Source organism: Rickettsia massiliae MTU5 (genome assembly GCF_000016625.1).
Taxonomy (GTDB): domain Bacteria; phylum Pseudomonadota; class Alphaproteobacteria; order Rickettsiales; family Rickettsiaceae; genus Rickettsia; species Rickettsia rickettsii.
Map to the genome: position 1 here is coordinate 323,668 of NC_009900.1, position 24,216 is coordinate 347,883.

Sequence of the window (24,216 nt, forward strand, 5' to 3'; positions counted from 1 at the left end):
GGTTTATGAGATTGCCACGCTCCTTTTAGTCACTCGCAATGACGATTTGGTATGCAAGCAAGCCTTCCGCAGGGATGACATCAGTTGAGCTAAAAATAACTACTAGGTCTTATAATGAACCATAATAAGTATATAGTAAGATTGTCATTCATTATATTGTTTCTTAATATTGTCATAAATATGATGTTTTATCGTTATTTTATGATAAAAGAAATGATAGTAAAACAAGTGGCTTTGGAACATACTAAAATTGTAGAACTTTACACTGATAATATTTGGAATACTCATCAGAACGTAATCAATAAATTACATAAATTCGGTTATTTAAAACTATTACAAGATCAAGATTTTATTAATTTTGCAAAGATTACCGCTCAATGGTTCACCAGTCTTAATATTAATATTTCTCTCTACGATCTCAAAGGTAATAAATTCATCACTAGTAATATGTTACATATGTATAGTGTAGACAATTATAAAGATGATAGTTTGGTTGAGATGGTTACCGCAAAAATCGATAAATTTTTTTTTAAATCCTTTACTTCAAAAGCTCCGCTTCGAGATGCTTTTGAAGGTATTACAAGTCATATATTATTACCAAGGGTAGTAATAGAAAATGAAAGTGATTTAACAGTGGAAGAGGCTTCTTTTGTTACTAGCTATATCCCTGTTATAGATAATAATTTAGATTTTCCCGTAGCTGCAGTATTGGAGATTAACACTAATATTACCAGCCAGTGGCAAAATATAACCTCTCTTGAGCAAAAGGTTTTTATAACTTTTATCATTATTTTTATAATATTCTGCACTATAATTATTAGTAATACTAACTATGCTAGACAAATTATTGAGGAGCAGCTTGAAACAAATAGAAATTTAAAAGCTCGAATAGTAAAAGTAGAAAAAACCAGCTCTTCAAATACAAAGTTTTTTGCTAATATTAGTCATGAATTGCGTACACCGCTTAATGCTATAATAGGCTTTTCGGAAATTCTTATGTCGGAAAGAGATGCAGAAAAAAGTAAAAATTATATTAAAGATATAAATGATGCCGGTAAGCATTTGCTTAGTATGATTAATGATATTTTAGATCTTTCTAAAGCTTCTGCCGATAAATTAAAAGTAGATAGTATGGATCTTGATTTAAATAAATTAATTAGTTCTTCGCTTATACTTGTTAAGCCTCGTGCCGATCAAGCCGAAGTGGCTTTAATTAGTAGATTACCGAAAGAGCATGTGGTTATAAAGGCTGATCCAAAAAGGCTAAAACAAGTATTCTTAAATCTTTTATCAAATGCCGTGAAATTTACAAATTCCGGAGGAAGTGTTACTATTGCACTTGAAAAAGATGAGTTAGCAAAATTAGTATATATAAAAGTTATAGATACCGGTATCGGTATTGAGGAAAAAGATATCCCAAAAACTTTATCGGTGTTCGGTCAAATTGATAGTGAGCTTAGTAGAAAATATGAAGGTACTGGTCTTGGGTTGCCGCTTACTAAAAAGCTGGTTGAACTTATGAACGGTAAATTTGATTTGCAAAGTAAGATAAATGAAGGTACCACCATAACAATAACTTTTACATATGACGGTAGTATTGAAATATAAAAAATTGTGTGGAATATTAAAAATTTTTCGGTATTATAAAAAAATTATAAATTTTTAAAAAATATATGAAACTAATTGTCTTATTATTTACTTTTTTATTTTCTATGTTTTCTTTCGGAGAAAGCGAAACTATTAAAGGAAAGCCTTTAAAATATGCAGCAAATAATGATTTTGAAAATAGACTAGATGAACAGGAACAAGCAATCAGAAGGCTAATTGGTAAAGTTGAGGTTTTACAGCATAAAATTGATATGCTAACGCAGAACTCAAATATTGCAAATCAAGAAGAAAATACTGAAGTTTTAGAAGCCGGTGATTCAAAAAAACAAGATGTTTTTGATATAGCTTTGCTTAAAGATATGCTGGATAATGCTCCTAAAAAACCTATTGCGGTTAATAAGGATATAGCTCCTGATAAGCAAGCTTACGATTTGGCTCTTGCTGCTTATAAAGATAATAAACTGACTGAAGCAAAAGATAAGTTTAAAAATTTTATCCAAAAATATCCTAACAGTTCGCTAATTAGTAATGCTTATTTCTGGTATGGGGAATGCTTTTTTAAACAAAAAGACTATAACGGGGCAGCGGTTAACTATTTAAAAGGCTATAAAGAGTCACCGAAAGGGGCAAAATCTTCCGATGGGTTATTGAAGTTAGCGCTTTCCTTAGGCGAACTAAAAAAAACTCAGGAAGCATGTAATATGCTTGCTAAGTTTGATAACGAATTTCCAACTAATAGAACTGCCGCATCCAAGAAAATGGCAGAAGATGCTAAGATTAAATTTGGCTGTAAAAATAAATAAAAATAATAAAATATGACTGATATTTTGGATGAAGTACTGAGTGATCAAAATGAAGAAAAAAGGTTAATTTTTTTCAAAAAGCTTTTACCTATAATAATAATCATTTCTATAATAGCTATTACTATAATGGTTGTTATTAATAATAATAAAGATAAAAGAATTAAAAATAACCAAAAAAACGGAGATATTCTTGTTAAGACTGTTGGTTTGAAAACAACAAAAGATAATGAAGAATTAGTTTTTAATACTTTAGAGAATTTAGTTACTACTAGTAATACTAAAATCAAAGAAATAGCTGCATTAGCACAAGTAGCCATAAAGATTTCAGAAAAAAAATATTCAGAAGCGAAAGACCTGCTTAATAAAATTATTGAAAATAAAGAATATTCTGAAATTTCTACTTCTTATGCACGTATTTCATGGTGTGGTCTTGTTATTGATGATCAAAATCTAGATATTCAAGATAAAGAGAAATTGACCAAATATTTAAACTATTTTGATGACGAGAAAAAACCTTTTTGGGCTACAGCAACTATTATAAAAGCTATGTGGGATATTAAGAATAATATGAAACCGCAAGCAGAAAAAAATCTAAAAAATTTATTAATTTCAAATAATGTATCTGATCTAATAAAAGATCAGGCTAAAGCATTGCTTGTAAATTTAAATAAATCATAATTCGTACTTAAGGAAAAATATGACAAAAAAAATAGCACTTCTGTTATTACCGTTTATTTTAATTTCATGTAACGGGCTTGGACCAAAAAGGGTAAAAAATATTGTTGAGTTGACTCCTAAATTAGCAATTCAGACTCATGAGCCTATATATTTAGATTCTAATGCAAATATATATGCATTTAATGCAAATATGCTTAAGAATAAACAGTATAGTTTCGCTAGAAGCAAAACGATTACCGAGCCGGTTTTTATAGGCGATATGATTTATGCATTGGATATTAGAGCGAATATTTCTGCATTTTCTATAGAGAAAAATAAGATTATTTGGTCTTATAATTTAAGTAGACATAAAAAAGATAATTATATAGGCGGCGGAATTTTACACCATAACGGAAAATTATACGTAACATACGGTTCAAGGTTGTTAGTAGTGCTAGATGCAAAATCAGGTTATGAAATAATTAGAAAAGAACTTCCGGATATTATTAGAATTAAGCCTATTGTGCTCAATGATAATACTGTCTTAGTGCAAACTATCAGTAATCAAACTATTGCTTTAAATGCAGAAACTTTAAAAACCGTATGGGAACATGAAAGTCTAGCGGAAGTTTTGTCGGCTAGTTATTTTATGACGCCGATCGTACAGTATGATAATGTAATAGTAACTTATAATTCCGGGCAAATACTTGCCTTAAATATAACAAACGGTGAAGTAAAATGGAATTTTGAGTTTGCAAATCTTAATGATCGTACAGCTATACCGAATTTTGACGAATCAAGTATTTTATGTACTCCCGTTCATGATAATATGAATCTGTATATAGCAACCGGTCTTGGTAAGCTTATTAAGCTTAATGTAGCAACCGGCAGTGTGATTTGGCAGGTAAATGCCGAGGATATTCAATCAATGTCTTTAATCGGTAATAGCCTATTTGTAACAAATAATGCTAGACAAATAGCAGCATTTAATCCTGAAACAGGGAAAGTAAAGTTTGTAGCTGATTTAAATGATGGAAAAGATCCTAAGAAACTAAAATCTGCTGCTTTTTTAGTACCTTTTGTTGGAGTTGATAATAACAATGAGCGAAGTTTAAATGTTATTTCCGTTAATGGTGTTTTATATAGTTTTGATGTTGATAATAATGGATTAAACATGATACCTCATATTGTCAAAATTATAAAAAATATTCGTTATTATGGGCTAAGAGCAAATAATAATTTATATTTTTCTACCGATAGAAAAATAATATTCGGAAGTAAATAAATTATATTTAGCTTGACAGATAGCGGGTATTAATGCTATTAAACATGTTGTTTGATTCTTTAATTTTAAATTCTAATTAAAAAGATACTATTGTGAAAACTTACTCGGCAAAGCCATCGGAAATTGAAAAGAAATGGTGGGTCATAGACGCAAAAAATATTGTGCTAGGACGACTCGCTAGCAGAGTTGCTAATATGCTACGCGGTAAGCATAAGCCTAGCTTTACACCTCATTTAGATTGTGGTGATAATATAATCATAATAAATGCGGAGCATGTAAAATTAACAGGTAAAAAAGCGAATCCCAAAGACGGAAAAATATATTACAGATATACAGGATTTCCAGGTGGGATAAAAGATACTACGGCAGGTAAAATCTTAAGTGGTAAATACCCTGAGAGAGTTATTAAAATGGCCGTAAAAAGAATGATTACAAGAAATGCTTTAGGTGCGAAGCAAATGAGTAATTTGTATGTTTATGCAAATGGTGATCATCCTCATATGGCACAGCAACCTACTGTTTATGATTTTGCAAGCCAAAATCCAAAAAATAAAAAGTAATAGAATATGCCCGAGTTAAAAATTAAAACAGAAAAAGTAGAAAAGCAGTTAACTAAAGAACCTTTAGTATTAAAAACTCCTAAAGAAAAAATAGATAATTCAGGCAAGTTTTATGCTACAGGTAAAAGAAAAAATGCTATAGCACGAGTATGGCTTAAAGTAGGAAAAGGAAAAATAGTTGTTAATAAAAAAACAATAGCCCAGTATTTTCCTTCTGAAACTTATGTGAAAACTATCTTACAGCCGTTTGTCTTAACAAAAACTATTGATCAGTATGATGTAATTTGTACTGTTAGAGGTGGAGGAATTTCAGGACAGAAAGGTGCTATTTTACATGGAATTTCTAAAGCTTTAGATAAATCTGCTCCGGATTTTCATGTTATTTTGCGTAAAGGCGGTCTTTTAACACGTGATTCTAGGGTAGTAGAGCGTAAGAAATACGGACAACGTAAAGCACGTAAGAAAACACAATTCTCTAAACGTTAAGATAAAATTTGAGAAGTTGCTAGTCAATTGTTGCATGGATCAATTTTTTATTGTCATCCCGCGACTTGATCGTGGGCGTAGGATCCAGCTTAAAATATTTACATTATTAGTATTTTAAGTTATTTTTTTGGGGGATGGGGATACCGTGGTCAAGCCACGGTATGACACTCAGTACATTTTCCAAGCCATGCAACCGCTTTTATCTAGAATGACACTTCTTAACAAATTATGTAAACACTTTTCCCCTGGCGGGGTAGCTCAGCTGGTTAGAGCGACGGAATCATAATCCGTGTGTCGGGGGTTCAAATCCCTCCCTCGCTACCATTCATTCGTCTTTTTGACAGTTCTATAGTAAACTCTGATTTGAACTGTGTGCTTCGTTGTTCATCCTCTCGTCTATTATATATATAGATATAGGCTCTACCTTCGTGCCTGTCACAAAATGGGGTTGAGTTTACTATAGTGCTGTTAACAATCCCATAGTGTTTAATAAAATTTTGTATAAGATAAATATTAGACTTCTTGCATAACCTATTTTATAAAGAGGAATTTGAAGGAAGCGCGGAACATAGAACCGGAGCGTAGCCAAATCTATGTAAGGATTCGAGTACCGGATCGACATACAAATTACCTTTAGCAAGAGATTATGTAAGAAGTCTATTTTATAAAATATCTCAAAATAACAAATCAATTAGAAATCTTTACAAAGCCTAGCATTTTATGAAATTGATTATCCAGCTGATGGTTCAAACCTCCACCTTCAGGTGGAGAAACTTTAGTTTGAATAAGTCATAGTCGTCTTATATAAAATAAGTAAGTAGGACTTATTTTATAGGATGACTATGACAGAATATGAAAAAGGGAAACATACGGTATATTATCACAGGTATCACATAGTATGGATAACAAAATACCGTTATAAAGTATTAACCCAAGTTATCAAAGAAAGGATTAGGGAAATCATAGCTCAAGTTTCAGAGGAAATGAATATTAGGATAGTAAATGGGGTGATATCATCTGATCATTTACATATTTTAGTATCGATACCTCCTAATATAGCAGTAAGTGAATTTGTACAAAGAGCAAAAGGTAGAACTGCACGTAGAATACAACAAGAATTCCCAGAATTAAAAAAGAGATATTGGGGGAAGCATTTTTGGGGAAGAGGTTATTTTAGTACAACAAGTGGTCATATCACAGATGAAGTAATTAATGAGTATATAAATAACCATACAGAAGCTCATAAACCAACTTCTATTTCTAACATTAGATTGGAATAAGCTTTAGCTTAAACTCTACGGCACTTCTAGTGCCTATCATCAACCTACCGGCTCTCAGCCGGTAGTGGTTGAGTTTAACAAGTTTAATTTTTATATTTATGAGCTTTCTTCCAATATATGCTAAGTCCTTACCTAAAGGGTTCGTGTATCTGCAAGATATCGACCCTACAATTATTCAAAATATGCATTATTATTCAGATGAAAATTTTGTTGGTAAAAAGGTAGATGGTTATAAAGCACCGGAAGTAACCATAGAAGCTGTTAAGGCTCTTAAAGCAGTACAAGCTGAGATACAAAAAGATGGTTATTCGCTGATTATATATGATGCATATAGACCACAAAAAGCTGTACAACATTTTTTAAGATGGAGCAAAGATAGTATTGATCAAAAAATAAGGAAAGCTTTTACCCATATATATAAGATACGTCTAAATGTTTTATATTAGGTTATATAGCTGAAAGCTCTAGTCATAGTAGGGGTGTAGTACTGTAGATTGATCAATAATAAAGCTTCAGAAGTAATAATAATTCTGAAGTCATTAAGAGAAAGCTGAAAGACGAGCGTGTTATAATCCTATTTAGGTGACAATACGGTAGACATGTATACTTCTTTTGACTTATTTGATGAAGCTTTACCTCATGACAGTTAATTGATAAGCAATATTTAGCAAAACGTAATTATGTACGTTCTAAGATGCAAAAACATAATTTTAAAGCATGTAAAATTGAGTAGTGGCATTATACACTTGCAGATGAGCCTTATAAAGATCAATATTTTAACTTTGATATAGAAAAAACTATGACAGTATTAAGTGAGAAAAGATGCATACCATGTGAGGGTGGAGTTCCGCCACTTGAGAAAAAAGAAATTGATAAGTTATTAGTTCAATTACAAAGTGAGTGGAAATATAAATTTTCTAATTTTATAAAAGCTATGGAATTTGCAAATAAGATAACTGAAATTGCAGAGCAGGAAGCACATCATCCCGATTTAACTATATCTTGGGGAGCATGTAGTGTAGAAATATGGACTCATAAAATCGACGGTCTTACGGAAAACGACTTTATATTGGCTGCAAAGATAGAAAGTAAAATCTAATTATTTTCAGGTTGTAATAATTAATTACTTAAGTGAAAAGAATAATAGCAAAAATCACACAAGTATCAACAGCTAAACGATGGTTTCTTATTAAATTAATTGAATTATAACAATAATCTTAATTATATTTAATAATAAGACATGTTATAATAAACATAAAGTAACGTTATGCCAAATTATCATATTAAATTTGTACCAAATATAGTTAATTTAATCGGTTATTTTTGTAGACTTATTTTATTACCAAATTTAATACCAGCTGATTCTAGTGAAAATAGTTATGACCAAAGCCTTGATAGAAATAAGGTATATTCTGTACATTTAAAACCTTTTTCTAATACCTCTACATATTTTTTAGATGAGCATCCTGATCATACCTTTGTACATATTGCTGATAAAAAATATATTTTATGTGGATTGGTTAGAAAGCTAAAATTTGCGTTTGAAGATATAAATTCATGATTTTTAATGCCGGAAGCTCAAATTGATACGGTTAATTGGGCAACTGAAACAACAACAAATCACTGTTTAAGTAATTTTATTATAAACTTGTTTCATATCAGAGAAGTAAAAGATTTTATTGCTAATATAACTATAGCTAATCTAGCAAATGTATTTACTGCACATATAATTGGTGATAATAATTATAACCTAATAAAGAATGATAGTACATATTATATGATTGACCCTAGTTGCGATAAAGATATTAGTTTATTGTCTAGAGGAACAAATGAGTGTGTTGTATTTACTTTAGGCAATGATAAGGATACTTCATTATTTAGTGCTATAAATGAATGAATTGAAGGTGATAAAGAGGTAAATAGTGCTGCTACAAGTACTATATTTATTTATATTACAACAGCAGTAATATTAAGTATATTAGGCATAAGATACATAGCTAATAAAATTAAGGTACATATCAATTCTGATTACCATGATGATAGCGATCAACATAATATATGTCTAGGTCAAATAGAGGATCAAGAGGCTCTAAATAATTAAGTATAGTAAAAGAAATTGAACATAATTCAACTTCTTTTACTATATATATAAAATTTTTACTGAATTAATGATTCAAATTCTTTTACGACGGCTTGGTAAAGTTTACGTTTAAACGGTATTATAATAGATAAGAGTTCATCAAGTGATGCCCAACGCCATTGGTCAAATTCCGGATTAGAGGTCTTTATATTAATATCTTCGTTATTTCCGGTAAACCTAATTAAAAACCAGCGTTGTTTTTGTCCACGAAAATTACCGTTCCACAGTTTAGGTATTAAAAAGCTTGGTACATCATAACTATACCAGCATTTGCTTTCGGCAATAATATATCCTTTATCGCTGCCTATTTCTTCTAACATCTCACGCATTGCTGCAATACTTGGTGTTTCGCCAGGAACTATCCCACCTTGCGGCATTTGCCATGCAGATATTTTTGTATCTATTCTTTTACCGACGAATATATGGTTATCGGCATTTAATATCATCATGCCGACCCCTGGTCTATATGGTAAATCAAGATGTTTTTTGGAAGAATTGCTCATTATTTTTTTACTTTAAAAAATCAATTATAATTTTACTACTTTATTTTTACCCGTTGTTTTAGCTTCATACATAGCTTTGTCAGCACGTTCAATGAAAGATTCTATTGATTCTTCTTTTTTATATTTCGTAACTCCGATTGAAATAGTGTTTTTTAAAGGTTCAATTTGATCTTCAATGTGAAAATCCATATATTCTATTTTAACTCTAACTCTCTCCGCAGTTTCAATTGCTTTAGAAATATCTATATCCGTTAAGAGTATAGTAAATTCTTCACCGCCGAATCTTGCTATTAAGTCTGTTACTCTGAGAGTATTCTTCAAAATACGAGATACAATTGTTAAAACCTTATCGCCTGCTTGATGACCGTAAGTATCATTTACATGTTTAAAATTGTCGATATCGCACATAAGTAAATATAATTTAATACTTTCTTTATTAGCTTTCTCAATCATTTGTTTGAGATGTATATCGAAATAGCGACGATTAAATAAGCCGGTTAAACCGTCTTTAGCTGCTAAATTGACACTTTGTTCAAGATCATTACGTAAATTATCTTGATATTGCTTACGTTTTAATTGTGTTCTAATTCTAGCAAGCAATTCGCTTTCCTCTATAGGATAAACGAAATAATCATTAATACCGAGTTCAATACCTTTCACAACCAAAGGCATACCGTCTTCATCAATTTGTAAAATTATTACCACGCCGCTTATTTCTGCTTTACCTCTTAAAATAACACTGATCCTCAAAGGATCGTCATTTTCGAGCGTACTACTGATAATTACTAAATCGGGGGTATATTCATTTATAATATCTAATTCATCGGAATTACTTATTACCTTTACGTTTTGGGTAATCTTAAGTAACATTTGTTTTATATTTTTAGCTTGTACCACATCATCATTAATTAGTAATATTTTTTTATCTGCAAAAGTGTCATGCATTTCGATATTTGTTACGCCTAATAATGCATTAGTGCTATTACGAAGCTTTAACTCATCAATTAAGCTTTTCATTCTAGATAGCGATTTAAGTCTTACAAATAGAGCAGTATCGTTAATCGGCTTTGTTAAAAACTCATCAGCTCCTGCCTCAAGACCTTTAACTCGATCATCAATATCGGAAAGTGCAGTTACCATTACAACCGGTATATGAGTAGTTGCCGGATCGGTTTTTATCGTTTTACATACCTCAAATCCATCTATTTCCGGCATCATAACATCAAGTAGTATAATATCAATTTTTTCCTTTTTAAGAATTGCTAGTGCTTCTTTGCCGCTATTTGCAGTAAGCACCGTATAATACTCTTGTAAAAGTTTGGCTGTTAGTAACTTAATATTGGGTTCTATATCATCTACTACTAATATTGTGGTCATAAGATTAAATTCTTGTATAAGATTAAATTCTTGTGTTTAAAGGAAATAATTTGTATATTTATACTTTAATTTTGAGTCTTAAATGTATGATATATGAAAATTTCAGCAAATTCAATTAGAACAGGTAACATATTAGTTTATAATAATGATTTATGGGTTGTAAGCAAAACACCGGAACATACTCAACCCGGGAAAGGTGGAGCTTATGTACAAGTTGAGATGAAAAATTTAAAAACAGGGACAAAGCGTAACGCAAGATTTAGTTCTTCCGATTATTTAGAAAAAGCCGAGCTTGAACAAAAAGATTATCAATTTTTATATTTTGAAGGTGATGATTTGGTATTAATGGATACCAAACATTTTGATCAAATAAATATTCCCAAGGAAATGTTAGAAGAAAAATTATCTTTCTTAACTGAAAATATGATTGTTAAAGTCGAATTTTATAATGACAAGCCTTTAAATATTGAGCTTCTTCCAACTGTTATACTTGAAATTAGTGAAACTGATCCAGTAATAAAAGGAGCAACCGCTACCGCTTCTTATAAACCAGCAATTTTAGAAAACGGTATTAAAGTTAAGGTCCCGCAATATTTAGAAATAGGAGAAAAAATTGTTGTTAAAACTGATGATATGACATATGTCGAGCGAGCGAAGTAAGCTGTTTTATTGAACTATGGATACCATTCCAGCGAAGGCATTGCCCGTGTGGATACCACCCCGTCATTGCGAGCAGCCAGCCGTAGGCTGCGTGGCAATCTCGCCAAATATCCTGAGATTGCTTCGTCAAAACGTACAGTTTTTCCTCGCAATGACGACTTTCAGCATCCACTCAGGCAATGCTTTTAGCTAGGAGAATGGTATCGATTTTTTAAAGCCATATGACATAATTTCTAAAACTAATATCTTAAATTAAAAATATCAAATGCAACCTATAACTAATTTATTAATTAATGCCCTGCGTAAAGCTGTTAAGTTTTTGCATAGAGATTTTTTAGAACTCGAAATGCTACAAAAAAATTCTGTAAGAAATGAAGAATTTTGTAAGCGATCTTATTTAAAATTAAAAACTTTATTATGTGAAGAATTACAAAAACATACACAATATTTATTTTTTCCGGAGGATAAATTCGATTTAAATAATAATTATGAGAGTGTTTTTTTAATTAATTCTATAGATAGCCCAAATAATTTCGCCAGAAGCATACCTTTTTTTGCGATATCCGTAACTTATTTAAAAAGGAATCAAGCAGTTTTAACTCCTACTTCTACAGTAATATATTTTCCTGCTCTTAATGAAATTTATTATGCTGAAAAAGGTAAGGGAGCTTGGATAGAAAAAAATAATTTAAACTCTAATTATCAAGGATTAAGACTTAGAGTTTCCGATAATGCCGATTTAAAAAACTGTTTAGCAATTATTGAAGATGTAAATCATAATGATTTGGAGGCGATAGAGGTAGATAATATTAGATCTTTTGGTTCTCCTTGCTACGGGGCTACACTTGTAGCGTCAGGTAAAGCGGATTTAATATGTTTATCATTATTAAATTTTACATTATATTATGCATTTGAGCTTTTTATTAAGGAAGCAGGCGGGATAATTATAGATTCTAGCGATAAATTTCTATATTCAAATCGTTATATTGCTAAAAAACTTAAAAAATATTAGACAAGAAATTATTTTAGATTTGCATTTTTATTGTTATAATAATATTAATATAATTATTAATTCATAAAGTTATGGCACATTATAAAGAGTTTGAATTTGACTGCGATTTTGGTGGACAAAGAGCCAAGTTTAAGTTTTATATAGGTACGCCTCAAGAAGGGCATCATCCGCTACAATTTCAAGCAAAATGGTTATCTGACGAAAGAGGCGGTACTATTCCTGATGATGTTATGAAAGCAATATCACAGCTAAATGATCTTGCCAAAAAAAACGGTGTTCCACTCCCGGATTTATGCGTATATGCTCTTGGTTTTGCGCACGAAGCCCAAGCTACCCCTCAAGACGAAGATGCAGACGAGAGTGAGAACCAAGAGGATAAAGCAGAGCAGGCATAGTTAAAAATAATAAGGAGATTCATAGAGATTAAAATGAAACAATATAATGATTTATTTAAAATTATTCACCGCGAAGGATATATATTTATTGCTAGCTTTGCATTAGTAAGTTTTTTATTAGCATCATTTAATGAAAAACTTGGCTGTATTGGATGTATTGCTACTGCTTGGTGTATTTATTTTTTCCGTAATCCTGATCGCTTTGTGCCTATAAGTGATGATCTGGTAATAAGTCCTGCAGATGGAATAATTCAAGAAATTAAGGAAGCATTGCCGCCCCCGGAATTAGGGCTTGGTGATGTGGAAATGATTAGAGTTAGTATTTTTCTAAATCTTTTAAATGTCCATGTTAATAGAATCCCGGCAAACGGAAAAATTTTAGCACTTCATTATAATCCGGGAAAATTTTTTAATGCTTCACTCGATAAAGCTAGTATTTATAATGAGCGTCAATCAGTATTAATGGAAACTGCTCAAGGGCAGAAAATTGTTTTTGTTCAAATAGCCGGACTTATAGCAAGACGTATAGTTTGTGATTTAGAAGAGGGTAATGAAGTTAAAACGGGCGAGCGATACGGTATAATTCGTTTCGGTAGCAGAGTAGATGTTTATCTACCGTTGAAAACAGCTTTATTAGTGAGTAAAGGGCAGACTGCTATAGGCGGTGAAACTATCATTGCTGATTTTGGACGTAAAAAGACAACAGAATTTAAGTTTGAGAGGAAGTAGCCTCATAACTTTAAAACCGTTATTGCGAGCAGCCGTAGGCATGGCTTGTTTATGTCATTCCCGCGTAGGCGGGAATCCAGTGAAACGTATAAAAAACTGTTTTTTCCTTGCAATCACGTTATAAATAAATACATTTTGAGTATAAAAATTGTTAAAAATTCGTAAATCTATAATAACTAAGCCTGTACCTCTAATAAAATTAATTCCCAACTCTATTACGTTGCTTGGTTTAGTAACCGGTATGAGTTCTATAAAATTTGCTTTGGATAGCAGATGGGAACTTGCGGTATATTGCATTATAGTAGCGGCAATTATTGACGGTATCGACGGTAGAATAGCAAGGATGCTAAATGCAGCTAGCCCATTTGGTGCAGAGCTTGATTCATTATGCGATTTTGCTAATTTCGGTATAGCTCCTGCCTATCTGATATATTTATGGTCTTTTCAACAATATGAGTATAAGGTATTTTCATCAGCGGTAATGTTATTATTTATAGTGTGTATGGCACTACGTTTAGCTCGCTTTAACGTTGGTATTTATCAACCGAAACAAGATAAAAAAACTGACTATTTTTTTACTGGTGTACCTGCCCCATGCGGTGCTTTACTTGCTTTAATGCCTGTAATGATAGATTTTGAAATCGGTACGTTATTAAATATCAATATCCGTACTCACACTATAACAATTAATATATATTTGGCTATTATAGCTTTTCTACTTGCTAGTAGGCTTCCTACAATCTCAACAAAAAATTTGAGTATTAAACCTGAATATTTATCGCTTGCAATGATTTTAGTTGCTATTGTTATTATAAATCTTATCATATATCCATGGTACTCACTGCCGTTAATTGCAGTTATATATATTCTTTCTATACCAATTTGTTATTTTTTTAAACATAGAGGGTATTGGTAAAGTTAATTATGCCGAGTGTATTACAACAAGCTATCGACAAATATAAACATCATCCATTTACTAAATATGTAATTATTATAGCCTTAATCATATTTATTTATTTGGGATATAGAATTTATGTTTGGGCAAATACACAATCCACGGATAATGCTTACATAGATGCAGATATTTCAAATGTTAGTGCTGAAGTTAGCGGTGTTTTAACAAAGTTATTTGTTACCGATAATACTAAAGTTAATAAAGGCGATCTGATAGGTGAAATTGACGATAGAGATTATAAGGCAAAGCTTGCAGCACTTGAAGCATCTATTGAAGCTTGCATAAAAAATATAGAAATTATAGAGCAAAAAATCTCAATAGGGCAGATTAGCCTAGAGCAAGCAGCTGAAAAATTAAAGCTTAATAAAATAAGCTTTGATATTGTGGCAACAGATTTTATTAGAGTGCAGGAATTAAATAAGGCAAAATTTGCTAGCTCTAAAACGTTAGATGATTCTAAAAACGCATATCAAAAAGCCAAAACGGATTATAAACAAGCACAGTTAGATTTAGATATATCTAAGCAACATTTACAGCTTCTTGAGCTTGAAAAAGCAGCAGAACAGGAAAAACTTAAAGAGCTAACAGAAAATAAAAAAGTAACCTTAAGGAGCTTACAAAATACTAAACTTATTGCTATGGTACCCGGTATATTCGGTAATAGTAGTTTAGAAATCGGAAATTACATAGTACCGGGTAGGGCGTTGTTTTCTATAGTTCAAGATAATACTATGTATATTCAGGCTAATTTTAAAGAAACACAAATTCAGAAATTTAAGTCCGGCATGAAAGTCAAAATTGAATTTGATGCTTTGCCTAAAAAGGTAATTTACGGGAAGATTCGTAATATTGCTCCTGCTACCGGCTCTAAATTTAGCTTAATCCCACCAGATCATGCTACCGGTAATTTTACTAAAAGCGTACAACGTGTACCTGTTTTAATAGATTTTGAATCCCCAAATGCTAATCTAGTTCCCGGCATGTCAGCAATCGTATCCATTAGAACGGATCAAAGTACGTAATTTTTGTTAAAAAATAGCAATAATTATTCTATTAATAAGTACATATTCTAGTATTATTTACTGCTTACTTAAAAAGCTATAATAATATGAGTAATACCAAAAGTAATAATTAATATGCAAAGATATTTAGATCCCACTAATGATAGTGTATTTAAAAAAATCTTTCGTGATTTAGAGAGGTTCAAGGAATTTATCAATGCAGTTCTTGAACCACCTGAGGGGCTTAGAATTAAAGCAATAGAATTTATATCTGTAGAGCAAGTACCTATGCTCGATAAAGGGAACAAAAAGCATATTTGATTTAAAGGTTAAAGATGAAGCCGGTTGCTGGTATATAACATCGAGATGCAAAAAAGAAATGAAAGCGATTACTTAAAAAGAGTGCAATATTATTCTGCTCATTCTTACGTACAGCAACTTACACAAGGAATAAAGCATAAAGATTTATTACTGGTAATAGTTATTTCACTTATTAAGACTAAAATGTTTGATGATGAAGTACCTTGTATAAGTCTTCATAAAATGCTTGAAACTAAAACAAATAAGCAATATTTATTTGATTTTTCCTATGTATTTATAGAGCTTAAAAAATTTGATAAAGATAAGTTTGAAACTACTATAGATGCGTGGCTACATTTATTTAAGTGTGCAGAAACAGAAAACAGCCTACCTGCAAATATAAAGAGCGAGCAAGTATTAGATGTATACAATATAATAGAAATGCATAACCTCACTGCCGAAGAATATGATGCCTATATAAGAGCGAAATTAATGGAAGATGCCGAGGAAATAGCTTTAGAAGCAAGGTGTGAAAAGGGAAAGCTGAAAGAAGCATAGAAATAGCAAAGAACTTGTTACTTAAAGATATAGATGTCAATATAATAGCAGATTCAACAGGGCTAACTATAGAAGCAATAGAAGAGCTAAAAGCAAAAATAGAAAATTCTGAAACTAGTTGATTAAAATTATTTGCTCTTTAACTCTGCTAATTCTTTCTTGAGTTTTATTACTAAAGTTTGTAATTTTTCAAATTCTTCGCGAGTGACGTAATTACCTTTAAGTATTTTATCCTCAATTATGCCACAGCTTTTATCCGTTATACTATTTAAGGCTTTTTGTGCTACGCTGCTAGCTCCAACGGCTACTTTTAAAATATTATTTGTTTTCATAGTACCTCTATCGATAAAGCATGCAAGCCGCTATTAAATTCATCGGCAAGTAAGTTATTAATAGTGCGATGATTGGCAATTAGCCTTTTTCCCTGTAATGTTTCTGCAGAAATTCTTATTTTTATATGGCTGTGAATTCCGTTATAATGACTAGCATGTTTATAGCTTTCATCTATTATTTCTTGAAAATGTGGTTTTAACACACTTAATTTTTCTTGTATCCTTTCTATGCGGCTCATATTTTTATTTCATTTACAGTAAAAATATCCTAATATTCTTAAGTATATAATTTTATGATACACATTGCAATGTTGGAATTAATAACGGATTATAAAGATTTACAAGATGCGATAGATAAATTGGAAAAAGGCGTATGTTTTGCTTGTAGATTAGTTAACTATTATGAAATAGAATTTATAGAGCAGGGTAAGCATTTTATAATTGAAGATTTAGATCAAATCATTGAAGATGTAAGCAAAGAACTTAAGATTTTTTCAAAGTTTAAGAAAATAAAGAAAGATAGAATATTATTTATCCTAAATACTACTGATTCTGACTTAATTAAAAATTTTGCTAGAAAATTATATTTATTTTTGCAGCTTTATATTAATGAACAGAAGCCGGCAATTTATATGAATTGTTATATTGCTAGTATTAAATTTCCAAAAGTAAGTAATAATGCTAAAGAAATTGAAAAAACGTTAAATATGTTACTTTCACAAAATAATAATTATTATTACCGTGAATATAGCAGTACAGAACATGATTTGGAAAATATAAGAAAATCTAATCTTCAGCTTAACTTACTACGACAAGCCTTAGCAAAAAAGACTATGCGATTTGCTTATCAGCCTATAATAGATCGTAATACTATGAAGATTCATTATTATGAATGTCTGCTTCGTATACCTGACGAGAACGGTGTTTATATTTCCGTAGGTCCTATAATCCCTATTGCTGAAAATAAAGGATTAATTTTTATAATTGATCAAATTGTTTTAGAAATGACTGTTAATGAACTTGCCCGCAACCCAAACTTAATGTTAGCCGTTAATATTTCAAATATAGGAATAGGCGATGAAGCTTTATGGGAAATAGCAGAAAACTTATTAAAAGCTCATAATGTGCGGGATCGTTTAATTATTGAAATTACGGAAACTTCTTTCAATGAGAATTACGATAAAATAACTTTATTTATTAATAAACTACGTAAGTACGGATGTAAATTTGCATTAGACGATTTTGGTGCGGGTTTTACTTCTTTTAAACAACTTCAAAGCTTACCAATTGATATTATCAAAATTGACGGTAAATATGTGCGTAGTATTACAAGTGATGTACAAAGTAGGTATTTCGTAGAAAGGTTAATTAAAATTTCAGAAGATTTAGGTATTAAAACGGTAGCTGAATTCGTAGAAAACGGAGAAATAGCTAAATTTTTAATTGATCTAAAAGTCGGTGGGCTACAAGGAAACTTCTATTCCGAAGCAAAATTTGATAGGGTGGATGAGGTTTAATGATTGTCATACTGAACCGGTTTTGTTGTATGGCTCTTGAAAAAGACTCCGATGTTATGCCGTGACTTGACCACGGTATCCATAAAAATAACTTTTGATATCAATGATTTTAATATTTTAAACTGGATACCGCGATCAAGTCGCGGTATGACACAGTGAGTGCTTGACAATGTTACTTAAAACCTATATGCAGAACTCAATTTTAAATGATTAAACTTAGATGCTGTTACTTGAATTAAAAAAAACTAATCAAACCTTAGAAACTATACATTTTATAGGTATCGGCGGCGTTGGCATGAGCGGTATTGCCGAGATATTACATAATCTAGGTTATAAAGTACAAGGTTCCGATTTAGTAGAAAATTATAATACTAAAAGACTTGAGTCATACGGCATTAAAATATTTTTAGGACACGCCGAGCAGAACATTACCAATGTGTCGTATGTTGTTATTTCATCGGCAATTAATCCAAAGAATCCTGAAATAAAAGAAGCTTTGGAGCGTAAAATTCCAATTATTAGACGTGCGGACATGCTTGCTGAACTTATGAGATTAAAATGTTCAGTAGCAGTTTCGGGATCGCACGGTAAAACCACTACTACTTCTTTAGTTGCTTGTTTATTTGAGGCAGCCGGTTTATGTCCTACGGTTATTAACGGTGGGATCATAAATAATAAATCGACTAATGCATATCTTGGTTCAAGTAATTATTTAATTGCGGAGGCTGATGAATCGGATGCAACGTTTATTCATATTCCATCAACTATTGCGATAATAACTAACATTGATCCTGAACATTTAGATTATTATAAAGATTTTGAAACATTAATTGGTGCTTTTAGAAGCTTTATTACTAATTTGCCATTTTACGGTTTTGCCGTTTGTTGTACCGATCATAAAATAGTTCGTAAGTTAGTAGACGATATTACTGAAAGGAAGATTGTTACTTATGGCATCGATTCGGAAGATGCTCATATTATAGCGTTTAATATTAACACTGATATTGCCTCCTCTACTTTTGATGTAAAAATTAGTCTACCAAATGTACTAGGTACAACGATTATTGAAAAAATTACTATTCCAACGCCCGGAAGACATAATATTTTAAATAGTCTTGCTGCAATTGCCGTTGGGATCGAATTAGATTTCGGTATTAAAGCTATTAAAAACGGTTTTAATAATTTTAAAGGAGTGAAGAGGAGATTTACTAAAGTAGCTGAATATAATAAGGCTTCAATTATCGATGATTACGCTCATCACCCTGAGGAAATCAAAGCAACGCTTGCGACGGCTAAAAATATAGCAAATAAACAAAACGGTAAAGTTATTGCTATTTTTCAGCCTCACAGATATTCAAGAATGCAGTATTTATTTGATGATTTTATGCTTTGCTTTGCTGATGCCGATATACTCTATATTACCGATATATATGCTGCAGGTGAAAACCCTATAGAAGGAATTACAGGACAAAGTTTAGTTGATAAGATTACTAAGCATAAACATCACGATAAAGCAAATTTTCTAGCAGAGCTAGATGATGCGGTTGGAGTTATTATAGATAATGCAGCTTCCGGTGATATGATAATTATGATGGGAGCAGGTAATATTTCAAGTTTTGCTAATGAATTAGATAGGAGATTGTTATCCCGTGGCTTCAGCTGTCATACCGTGGTTTGACCGGTCTTATTGCATGACATCTGTTCATATAGCATAGGGTCAAGCGAACTAGGGGACAAAAGAGTGAAGATAACAGTAAAGCGAATAGCAGGACTAAATATGTTAATTTTACCGATAGTAAAAGGCGAGTATAAAAAAGATTATAATTTAAAACACTTAACATGGTTTAAAGTAGGCGGTAATGCTGAAATTTTCTTTAAACCTTTAGATAGAGAAGATTTAAAAAGTTTCTTAATACAAAATAAGCAAAAATTACCTATAAAGACTTTTGGAGCAGGCTCAAATATTATTATAAGAGACGGCGGCATAGAAGGGGTCGTTATAAAACTTGGTCAGAATTTTAGCAATATTGAGTTTATAGATAATCATTTAATAGTAGGTAGCAGCTGCCTTAATTATAATTTAGCAAAATTTTGTCAAGCAAATGCTATTTCCGGTTTTGAGTTTTTAGTAGGTATTCCAGGGACTATCGGCGGCGGTGTTGCTATGAATGCCGGTGCTTACGGTTCTGAATTTAAAGATATTATAGTGCAGATTGAAGCGATTGACTTTGCAGGAAACTTTTTAACATTCACAAATGAAGAAATCGGTTTTAAATATCGCAGTAATAATTTACCAAAGAATTTAATTATTCTCAAAGCTGTTTTTAAAATAAATAAAGGCGATAGTGAAAATATATTGTTACGGATGAATGAAATAAATAACGCAAGATCATCTACACAGCCTATTAAAGAGCGTACGGGTGGTAGTACTTTTGCAAATCCTGCAGGGCGTAAATCTTGGGAACTTATTGACAAGGTGGGACTTAGAGGCTATAGAATAGGCGGTGCTTCGATGTCAGAACTTCATTGTAATTTTATGATAAATAACGGTGATGCTACTGCTAAGGATTTAGAAGATTTAGGTGATTTCGTCCGGCAGAAAGTATTTGAAGATAGCGGGGTTAAGTTAGAGTGGGAGATTAAGAGAATCGGACGTCATCCCTAATTAACAATGGCGTTGTTGCAGCTAGTTTATGTCATTCCCGTGAAGGCGGGAATCCAGTAAAACATATAAAAAACAAGTTTTTTATATGTTTATTTTATAATATGTAACTTCTATATCAATATTGAAGTTATTTTTCTGGATCCCCGCCTACGCGGGGATGACATCGAGTAGGTTTTTCGAGCTATGCAACAAGGCCGCTTTTAGTTAGGAATTACAATGGATTTAATAAGAAAGGAAAAAACATGCATAAATATCAAACACATTGGGTGGAACACTCTATAGTCAAAATATTAAGTAGTGCCGGTAAAAAGTATATAGCATTAATGGCGGGCGGTATGTCTGCTGAGCGTGAAGTATCGTTAGTGTCAAGCGAAGGAGTTAGTAAAGCTTTAATTGAATTAGGATATAGCGTTACCTTTATTGATATGGGAGCGGATATTACAGTTAGATTACAAGAAATAAAACCTGATATCGTTTTTAATTGCCTGCACGGTACATACGGTGAAGACGGTTGTTTACCAGGATTACTTAATATAATGCGGATTCCTTATACTCATAGCGGCATGTTATCTTCAGCTTTAGCATTCAATAAAATACATTCTAGGAGCTGGTTTTTAACGAATAATATTAATATGGCAGAAAGCATTGTTGTAAATAAAAGTGATAATATAAAAAATGATCCTATGAAACGACCGTACGTTATTAAGCCTCTTACGCAAGGCTCAAGTATTGGTGTTGAGGTGATATTTGCAGAAGATAATTTTAACTTTGCCGATTATGATTTTCCTTACGGTGATCAGGTAATAATAGAACAATATATAAAAGGGCGAGAATTGCAAGTAGCGGTATTAAACGGCAAAGCTCTTGGAGTTTTAGAGATTAAATTACTAAAGAATCGTTTCTATGATTATGAAACTAAATATACCGAAGGATTTGCTGATCATCTTTGTCCTGCTCCGCTACCTGCTAATTTATATGAGAAATTACTTATAGAATCAGAAAAAATTTATAAAACAATGAATTGTAAAGGTCCTGCTAGAGCAGAGTTTATTTTAGAAGAGCAGACAAACAAGTTATATGCTTTGGAGCTAAATACTCACCCAGGTATGACACCTTTATCAATAGTGCCGGAAATTGCAGCTTATGCAGGGATAAATTTTACTAACTTAATTGAAGAAATTATAAAGACGGCAAGCTTTGAATCATGAGAAAAAAAACAAGCTCTAATAAAAAAAAACAAACAAACAAAACTAATAATATCTCATTACGCCGAAAATTAGGACTAATTTACAAAAAAGCAATATTAGGGCTTAAGATTGCTTTAATTATCTTTGTATGTCTATTTGTTTTTACAAAATATTTTGCCGGCATAAAAACCTACTTAACAACAAATATATACCAAACAACAACAAAACTTGGGTTTAAACTTGAGAATGTTATCATTGAAGGACAGCAAAATGTCGATGAGCCTACAATATTAAAGGTTTTAAATGCGAATAAGGGCAGTCCTATTTTTGCTCTTAAATTAGACGAAATTAGAAATAATTTAAAGAAAAATAAATGGATCAAGGAAGTATATGTCAGTAGAAGATTACCAAATACGGTATATATAAAATTATTTGAAAGAGAACCTATTGCTATTTGGCAAATTAATAATCAGCTTTTCTTAGTCGATGAAGAAGGTTACGAAATTAGTAAAAAGATTCAACCTTTTTCTCATTTATTACATGTTGTAGGGGAAGGGGCGAATATCTATGCAGGCACATTAGTATTAGAACTGCAGAAATATCCGGCATTAATGAATAAAACTTCAGCTGCTGTAAGACTCGGAGATAGAAGGTGGGATTTAAATCTTAAAGGTAATATAAGTATTAAGTTACCTGAAAAAGAGTTTGAAGAAGCATTAAAATATGTCGATGCACTAAATAAAGCTAACAAGCTATTTAACCAAAATTATAAGGCTTTGGATTTAAGGGATAAGAATAAGTATTATATAGAGAAGTACTGAGAATCGTCACTGCGAAGAGAAACGTAGTTTTGACGTGGCACTCTTGTCCAAGCATCCTGAGATTGCTTCGTCGTATTACTTTGTAATTCTTCGCGCAATGACGTTTTTGGAATAACAAGCATAAAAAAATGAAAGAGAAAATATCAAATTTTGTTACACTTGATTTCGGTAGTAGTAAGATTGCCGTAATTGCTGCCTATATTAGTAAAAAAGGTGAAATTAAAGTAGCTAGCCAAAATTTGCATCATTCTAAAGGTATTAAATCAGGAGTTATATCAGATTTAAAAAATGCTGAAACTAGCATTGTTTCGGCAATTTACGCACTTGAAAAAGATTGCGGTAAAAATATAAAAAAAATTATATTATCGTTATCAGGTGCCGACACTAAATCTTATTATATTAATTATACCATTAAAGTTAACGGGCAAACCGTAACGCAGCAGGATATTAAAAAGTTACTACAGAAAGCATTACTTGAATTTAAAGTTAAAAACCAAGAAATTATTCATTATTTTCCTCTTGAATTTACCCTTGATAATAATTCAGTCGAGAATCCTATAGGTATGTACGGTAGAGAACTTAGTTGTGAATTACATATTATTGCTGCTAGTTCAAATATGTTATCAAATATTGTACAATGCTTCGCTAAATGTCATGTTGAAGTCACAAATATTACTCTAGCAATTTATGCTTCTGCTATTAGCTGTCTTACGAATGATGAAAAAAATCTAGGTTCGCTTATCATCGACATGGGGGATAAAACTACCTCTTTCGGCATTTTTTTTGCCGGTAAATTAATATATACGGGACATGTAAATATAGGTAGTTTTCATATTAGCTCGGATATTGCTAAAGTCTTTGGCATTGATCTTGTTACGGCAGAGAAATTAAAAATTTTATACGGTAATGCAATGATACCTTTATTTGAGAAAGATAGTATTATAAATATGGAGGATTTTCAGGTTGATACTCATCATACTTTAAATACTTCCGTAACAATTTATAAATTGGCTGAGGTAATAAGAGCAAGAGCCGAAGAAATATTATCAATGGTAAAAGCCGAATATGATAAAGCAACAAAAGGGCAGGTTGAAGTTTTTAGAGTTGTAATTACCGGCGGCGGGTCTCAGCTTAGAGGACTTAAAGAGCTTTCAAATAAAATTTTTGAAAAACAGAGTAGAATCGGTAAACCGGAGATTATTGCCGGTTTTATAGAAGACTATAATCCGGCCATGTATTCAGCAACTATAGGAATGCTAAAAATTCATGCTCTAAAACAGCAAAAAGAATTTGCTCATATTAGACTTGATGCAAATAGTAGCTTCTTTAAAAAAGCTTTTGATTGGTTTAAAGAGAATGTTTAGAGAGGGGCTGCCCGCCGTTGG

General features: G+C 31.6%; 29 protein-coding genes, 1 tRNA gene and 1 pseudogene. 27 read left to right on the forward strand and 4 right to left on the reverse strand.

Features of this window, described 5'->3' with window-relative positions:
• Positions 1 to 114 precede the first annotated feature (114 nt).
• From RMA_RS01695 to RMA_RS01750, 13 genes and pseudogenes are all read left to right on the forward strand, one after another.
• A complete protein-coding gene (locus tag RMA_RS01695; protein WP_041404555.1) occupies positions 115 to 1,608 on the forward strand; it encodes a sensor histidine kinase in 1,494 nt (497 codons plus the stop codon).
• A 65-nt stretch (positions 1,609 to 1,673) separates the two neighbouring features.
• Entirely contained in the window at positions 1,674 to 2,411 is a 738-nt protein-coding gene (ybgF, locus tag RMA_RS01700) for a tol-pal system protein YbgF (RefSeq protein ID WP_041404556.1), read from the forward strand.
• A gap of 12 nt (positions 2,412 to 2,423) precedes the next feature.
• Positions 2,424 to 3,089: a DUF2659 family protein gene (locus tag RMA_RS01705; protein WP_012152552.1), complete on the forward strand. Its 666-nt coding sequence runs from the start codon at positions 2,424 to 2,426 to the stop codon at positions 3,087 to 3,089.
• Positions 3,090 to 3,108: 19 nt separating this feature from the next.
• Complete coding sequence (locus tag RMA_RS01710) at positions 3,109 to 4,353, forward strand: outer membrane protein assembly factor BamB (protein ID WP_041404557.1); 1,245 nt, start codon at positions 3,109 to 3,111, stop codon at positions 4,351 to 4,353.
• A 92-nt stretch (positions 4,354 to 4,445) separates the two neighbouring features.
• Positions 4,446 to 4,913 carry a 50S ribosomal protein L13 gene (rplM, locus tag RMA_RS01715; RefSeq protein WP_014408336.1) on the forward strand — a complete coding sequence of 156 codons (468 nt, stop codon included), beginning with the start codon at positions 4,446 to 4,448 and terminating at the stop codon, positions 4,911 to 4,913.
• Between the two features lie 6 nt (positions 4,914 to 4,919).
• Positions 4,920 to 5,399 carry a 30S ribosomal protein S9 gene (gene rpsI, locus RMA_RS01720; RefSeq protein ID WP_012152555.1) on the forward strand — a complete coding sequence of 160 codons (480 nt, stop codon included), beginning with the start codon at positions 4,920 to 4,922 and terminating at the stop codon, positions 5,397 to 5,399.
• Positions 5,400 to 5,646: 247 nt separating this feature from the next.
• Positions 5,647 to 5,723: transfer RNA gene (locus RMA_RS01725), tRNA-Met, on the forward strand.
• A gap of 518 nt (positions 5,724 to 6,241) precedes the next feature.
• Positions 6,242 to 6,679, forward strand: coding sequence for an IS200/IS605 family transposase (gene tnpA / locus RMA_RS01730; RefSeq protein WP_041404948.1), 438 nt, complete (start codon positions 6,242 to 6,244; stop codon positions 6,677 to 6,679).
• 98 nt (positions 6,680 to 6,777) lie between these two features.
• Positions 6,778 to 7,125: a M15 family metallopeptidase gene (locus RMA_RS10635; RefSeq protein ID WP_238375526.1), complete on the forward strand. Its 348-nt coding sequence runs from the start codon at positions 6,778 to 6,780 to the stop codon at positions 7,123 to 7,125.
• 153 nt (positions 7,126 to 7,278) lie between these two features.
• A pseudogene (locus RMA_RS10640) lies at positions 7,279 to 7,412 on the forward strand (peptidase M15).
• Between the two features lie 66 nt (positions 7,413 to 7,478).
• Positions 7,479 to 7,778 (forward strand): 4a-hydroxytetrahydrobiopterin dehydratase, encoded by a 300-nt coding sequence (locus RMA_RS01740; protein ID WP_041404558.1) that lies wholly within the window; start codon positions 7,479 to 7,481, stop codon positions 7,776 to 7,778.
• A gap of 168 nt (positions 7,779 to 7,946) precedes the next feature.
• On the forward strand, positions 7,947 to 8,240 hold the full coding sequence (locus tag RMA_RS01745; RefSeq protein WP_041404559.1) for a hypothetical protein: 294 nt from the start codon (positions 7,947 to 7,949) through the stop codon (positions 8,238 to 8,240).
• Positions 8,241 to 8,246: 6 nt separating this feature from the next.
• Positions 8,247 to 8,576, forward strand: a complete 330-nt coding sequence (locus RMA_RS01750; RefSeq protein ID WP_012152558.1) for a hypothetical protein — start codon at positions 8,247 to 8,249, stop codon at positions 8,574 to 8,576.
• A 260-nt stretch (positions 8,577 to 8,836) separates the two neighbouring features.
• Here RMA_RS01750 and RMA_RS01755 read toward each other — a convergent pair whose 3' ends face one another.
• Together RMA_RS01755 and RMA_RS01760 are read right to left on the reverse strand one after the other, a co-directional pair.
• A complete protein-coding gene (locus RMA_RS01755; RefSeq protein WP_014366088.1) occupies positions 8,837 to 9,322 on the reverse strand; it encodes an RNA pyrophosphohydrolase in 486 nt (161 codons plus the stop codon).
• A 24-nt stretch (positions 9,323 to 9,346) separates the two neighbouring features.
• A complete protein-coding gene (locus tag RMA_RS01760; RefSeq protein WP_041404560.1) occupies positions 9,347 to 10,699 on the reverse strand; it encodes a PleD family two-component system response regulator in 1,353 nt (450 codons plus the stop codon).
• A gap of 93 nt (positions 10,700 to 10,792) precedes the next feature.
• Between RMA_RS01760 and efp the strand changes: the two genes are divergently transcribed.
• The 8 genes from efp (at position 10,793) to RMA_RS10650 (ending at position 16,309) form a co-directional block, all read left to right on the forward strand.
• Positions 10,793 to 11,359, forward strand: a complete 567-nt coding sequence (gene efp / locus RMA_RS01765; RefSeq protein WP_012152561.1) for an elongation factor P — start codon at positions 10,793 to 10,795, stop codon at positions 11,357 to 11,359.
• A gap of 265 nt (positions 11,360 to 11,624) precedes the next feature.
• The gene (locus RMA_RS01770) at positions 11,625 to 12,371 is read left to right on the forward strand and encodes an inositol monophosphatase family protein (protein WP_012152562.1); all 747 of its coding nucleotides are present in this window, start codon (positions 11,625 to 11,627) and stop codon (positions 12,369 to 12,371) included.
• Positions 12,372 to 12,442: 71 nt separating this feature from the next.
• Positions 12,443 to 12,766 (forward strand): DUF2610 domain-containing protein, encoded by a 324-nt coding sequence (locus tag RMA_RS01775; protein ID WP_014408346.1) that lies wholly within the window; start codon positions 12,443 to 12,445, stop codon positions 12,764 to 12,766.
• Between the two features lie 33 nt (positions 12,767 to 12,799).
• Entirely contained in the window at positions 12,800 to 13,495 is a 696-nt protein-coding gene (locus tag RMA_RS01780; protein ID WP_014408347.1) for a phosphatidylserine decarboxylase, read from the forward strand.
• A gap of 148 nt (positions 13,496 to 13,643) precedes the next feature.
• A complete protein-coding gene (locus tag RMA_RS01785) occupies positions 13,644 to 14,411 on the forward strand; it encodes a CDP-alcohol phosphatidyltransferase family protein (protein WP_012152565.1) in 768 nt (255 codons plus the stop codon).
• Positions 14,412 to 14,419: 8 nt separating this feature from the next.
• Entirely contained in the window at positions 14,420 to 15,472 is a 1,053-nt protein-coding gene (locus tag RMA_RS01790) for an HlyD family secretion protein (protein WP_041404561.1), read from the forward strand.
• Positions 15,473 to 15,586: 114 nt separating this feature from the next.
• On the forward strand, positions 15,587 to 15,772 hold the full coding sequence (locus tag RMA_RS10645) for a hypothetical protein (RefSeq protein WP_014366082.1): 186 nt from the start codon (positions 15,587 to 15,589) through the stop codon (positions 15,770 to 15,772).
• Positions 15,773 to 15,817: 45 nt separating this feature from the next.
• Positions 15,818 to 16,309 carry a PD-(D/E)XK nuclease family transposase gene (locus tag RMA_RS10650; protein ID WP_041404562.1) on the forward strand — a complete coding sequence of 164 codons (492 nt, stop codon included), beginning with the start codon at positions 15,818 to 15,820 and terminating at the stop codon, positions 16,307 to 16,309.
• Between the two features lie 128 nt (positions 16,310 to 16,437).
• On the opposite strand, the gene RMA_RS01805 is transcribed toward RMA_RS10650, so the two are convergent.
• Entirely contained in the window at positions 16,438 to 16,641 is a 204-nt protein-coding gene (locus RMA_RS01805) for a hypothetical protein (protein WP_004996338.1), read from the reverse strand.
• Entirely contained in the window at positions 16,638 to 16,880 is a 243-nt protein-coding gene (locus tag RMA_RS01810) for a BolA family protein (RefSeq protein WP_012152569.1), read from the reverse strand. Before RMA_RS01810 ends, RMA_RS01805 begins: the two co-directional genes overlap by 4 nt.
• 54 nt (positions 16,881 to 16,934) lie before the next feature.
• Between RMA_RS01810 and RMA_RS01815 the strand changes: the two genes are divergently transcribed.
• The 6 genes from RMA_RS01815 (at position 16,935) to ftsA (ending at position 24,195) form a co-directional block, all read left to right on the forward strand.
• The gene (locus RMA_RS01815) at positions 16,935 to 18,158 is read left to right on the forward strand and encodes an EAL domain-containing protein (protein ID WP_012152570.1); all 1,224 of its coding nucleotides are present in this window, start codon (positions 16,935 to 16,937) and stop codon (positions 18,156 to 18,158) included.
• A gap of 220 nt (positions 18,159 to 18,378) precedes the next feature.
• Positions 18,379 to 19,836 (forward strand): UDP-N-acetylmuramate--L-alanine ligase, encoded by a 1,458-nt coding sequence (murC, locus tag RMA_RS01820; protein ID WP_012152571.1) that lies wholly within the window; start codon positions 18,379 to 18,381, stop codon positions 19,834 to 19,836.
• Positions 19,837 to 19,935: 99 nt separating this feature from the next.
• Entirely contained in the window at positions 19,936 to 20,823 is an 888-nt protein-coding gene (gene murB / locus RMA_RS01825) for a UDP-N-acetylmuramate dehydrogenase (RefSeq protein ID WP_014366075.1), read from the forward strand.
• A gap of 242 nt (positions 20,824 to 21,065) precedes the next feature.
• Positions 21,066 to 22,031, forward strand: a complete 966-nt coding sequence (locus RMA_RS01830) for a D-alanine--D-alanine ligase (protein ID WP_012152573.1) — start codon at positions 21,066 to 21,068, stop codon at positions 22,029 to 22,031.
• Positions 22,028 to 22,831, forward strand: coding sequence for a cell division protein FtsQ/DivIB (locus RMA_RS01835; RefSeq protein WP_041404563.1), 804 nt, complete (start codon positions 22,028 to 22,030; stop codon positions 22,829 to 22,831). Before RMA_RS01830 ends, RMA_RS01835 begins: the two co-directional genes overlap by 4 nt.
• Before the next feature lie 128 nt (positions 22,832 to 22,959).
• Entirely contained in the window at positions 22,960 to 24,195 is a 1,236-nt protein-coding gene (gene ftsA, locus RMA_RS01840) for a cell division protein FtsA (RefSeq protein WP_012152575.1), read from the forward strand.
• Positions 24,196 to 24,216 lie beyond the last annotated feature (21 nt).

Bases quoted from the DNA above. Each gene is read 5' to 3' on its own strand.
- RMA_RS01695 (WP_041404555.1), top strand. From the start codon at position 115: ATGAACCATAATAAGTATATAGTAAGATTGTCATTCATTATATTGTTT.
- ybgF (WP_041404556.1), top strand. From the start codon at position 1,674: ATGAAACTAATTGTCTTATTATTTACTTTTTTATTTTCTATGTTTTCT.
- RMA_RS01705 (WP_012152552.1), top strand. From the start codon at position 2,424: ATGACTGATATTTTGGATGAAGTACTGAGTGATCAAAATGAAGAAAAA.
- RMA_RS01710 (WP_041404557.1), top strand. From the start codon at position 3,109: ATGACAAAAAAAATAGCACTTCTGTTATTACCGTTTATTTTAATTTCA.
- rpsI (WP_012152555.1), top strand. From the start codon at position 4,920: ATGCCCGAGTTAAAAATTAAAACAGAAAAAGTAGAAAAGCAGTTAACT.
- tnpA (WP_041404948.1), top strand. From the start codon at position 6,242: ATGACAGAATATGAAAAAGGGAAACATACGGTATATTATCACAGGTAT.
- RMA_RS10635 (WP_238375526.1), top strand. From the start codon at position 6,778: ATGAGCTTTCTTCCAATATATGCTAAGTCCTTACCTAAAGGGTTCGTG.
- RMA_RS01740 (WP_041404558.1), top strand. From the start codon at position 7,479: ATGACAGTATTAAGTGAGAAAAGATGCATACCATGTGAGGGTGGAGTT.
- RMA_RS01745 (WP_041404559.1), top strand. From the start codon at position 7,947: ATGCCAAATTATCATATTAAATTTGTACCAAATATAGTTAATTTAATC.
- RMA_RS01750 (WP_012152558.1), top strand. From the start codon at position 8,247: ATGCCGGAAGCTCAAATTGATACGGTTAATTGGGCAACTGAAACAACA.
- RMA_RS01755 (WP_014366088.1), bottom strand. From the start codon at position 9,322: ATGAGCAATTCTTCCAAAAAACATCTTGATTTACCATATAGACCAGGG.
- RMA_RS01760 (WP_041404560.1), bottom strand. From the start codon at position 10,699: ATGACCACAATATTAGTAGTAGATGATATAGAACCCAATATTAAGTTA.
- efp (WP_012152561.1), top strand. From the start codon at position 10,793: ATGAAAATTTCAGCAAATTCAATTAGAACAGGTAACATATTAGTTTAT.
- RMA_RS01770 (WP_012152562.1), top strand. From the start codon at position 11,625: ATGCAACCTATAACTAATTTATTAATTAATGCCCTGCGTAAAGCTGTT.
- RMA_RS01775 (WP_014408346.1), top strand. From the start codon at position 12,443: ATGGCACATTATAAAGAGTTTGAATTTGACTGCGATTTTGGTGGACAA.
- RMA_RS01780 (WP_014408347.1), top strand. From the start codon at position 12,800: ATGAAACAATATAATGATTTATTTAAAATTATTCACCGCGAAGGATAT.
- RMA_RS01790 (WP_041404561.1), top strand. From the start codon at position 14,420: ATGCCGAGTGTATTACAACAAGCTATCGACAAATATAAACATCATCCA.
- RMA_RS10645 (WP_014366082.1), top strand. From the start codon at position 15,587: ATGCAAAGATATTTAGATCCCACTAATGATAGTGTATTTAAAAAAATC.
- RMA_RS10650 (WP_041404562.1), top strand. From the start codon at position 15,818: ATGCAAAAAAGAAATGAAAGCGATTACTTAAAAAGAGTGCAATATTAT.
- RMA_RS01805 (WP_004996338.1), bottom strand. From the start codon at position 16,641: ATGAAAACAAATAATATTTTAAAAGTAGCCGTTGGAGCTAGCAGCGTA.
- RMA_RS01810 (WP_012152569.1), bottom strand. From the start codon at position 16,880: ATGAGCCGCATAGAAAGGATACAAGAAAAATTAAGTGTGTTAAAACCA.
- RMA_RS01815 (WP_012152570.1), top strand. From the start codon at position 16,935: ATGATACACATTGCAATGTTGGAATTAATAACGGATTATAAAGATTTA.
- murC (WP_012152571.1), top strand. From the start codon at position 18,379: ATGCTGTTACTTGAATTAAAAAAAACTAATCAAACCTTAGAAACTATA.
- murB (WP_014366075.1), top strand. From the start codon at position 19,936: ATGTTAATTTTACCGATAGTAAAAGGCGAGTATAAAAAAGATTATAAT.
- RMA_RS01830 (WP_012152573.1), top strand. From the start codon at position 21,066: ATGCATAAATATCAAACACATTGGGTGGAACACTCTATAGTCAAAATA.
- RMA_RS01835 (WP_041404563.1), top strand. From the start codon at position 22,028: ATGAGAAAAAAAACAAGCTCTAATAAAAAAAAACAAACAAACAAAACT.
- ftsA (WP_012152575.1), top strand. From the start codon at position 22,960: ATGAAAGAGAAAATATCAAATTTTGTTACACTTGATTTCGGTAGTAGT.